Here is a 772-nt window from a genome sequence, read left to right on the forward strand (position 1 = left end):
GGCGGCTATTGCTCGGGCGGAGAAGGGCATCGCTGATGCCAACGCCTCGGCGACTGCCTCGCGGGACGCGGCTCTGACTCCTGAGCTGCGCGCCAAGCGCGATGCCGCCCTGGCCGAGCCCGCCCCGGCCAAGCCCCCGCAGATGAATGAGGAGAGCGCCGAGGGCGCAGCAGCCAGCGTCGGCTACTTCCTCGACCTCTACCGCTACGCCTTCATGACCGGCAACACCACCGAGCTAGCAAAGATGAGCGAAGACCAGTGCAAATTCTGTCGCTCAACAATCGACAACGCGACGACCCTCCACAACGCAGGAGGCTGGAACGATAAGTGGGAACAAGAGATTACGAACATCAGGTATTACGAGAAACTTGACGGATACGACTTCAATAGGGTTGAAGCTACCGTGAGCCGACAAACAATTACGTCCCACCCGGGAGGTGGGGCGGCCACTGAGACCTCAAGTCCCACCGAGAATGAGATACTAGACTTTGCCGTACGCTACGTCGGTGGTCACTGGATGATTGGCGGAGTAAGGGTTGAGCAAAAATGAGCAGCCGCACCATTGCCTTAACTATCGCCTTAGCCTCCACATATCTGATAAGCAATGGACACAACTCCCTGACATTACCTTCCGAAACAAAAGGAAACTACAGCGTTGAGAGCCAGGACAACACCCAGACTTTCCGTGGAGAAAAGAGCGAGACCATCACCCAAGAAGGCCCATCAGATTCTGGTGAGCCTTCGTCTCAGGGGCGTCCGGTTGTGACGGCTT

At 57.4% G+C, this 772-nt stretch carries 2 protein-coding genes; both read left to right on the top strand.

Going from position 1 to position 772, the window contains the following annotated elements:
• A partial coding sequence (locus HMPREF3165_RS03350) for a DUF6318 family protein (RefSeq protein ID WP_083303174.1) occupies nt 1-550 on the top strand: 550 nt, incomplete at its 5' end.
• Nucleotides 547-772, top strand: a 226-nt coding sequence (locus tag HMPREF3165_RS13480) for a hypothetical protein (protein WP_218079038.1), incomplete at its 3' end; no start/stop codon positions are given. The genes HMPREF3165_RS03350 and HMPREF3165_RS13480, both read left to right, overlap by 4 nt.

Origin of the sequence: Actinomyces sp. HMSC08A09, assembly GCF_001807465.1 — a bacterium.
GTDB classification, from domain to species: Bacteria; Actinomycetota; Actinomycetes; order Actinomycetales; family Actinomycetaceae; genus Actinomyces; species Actinomyces oris.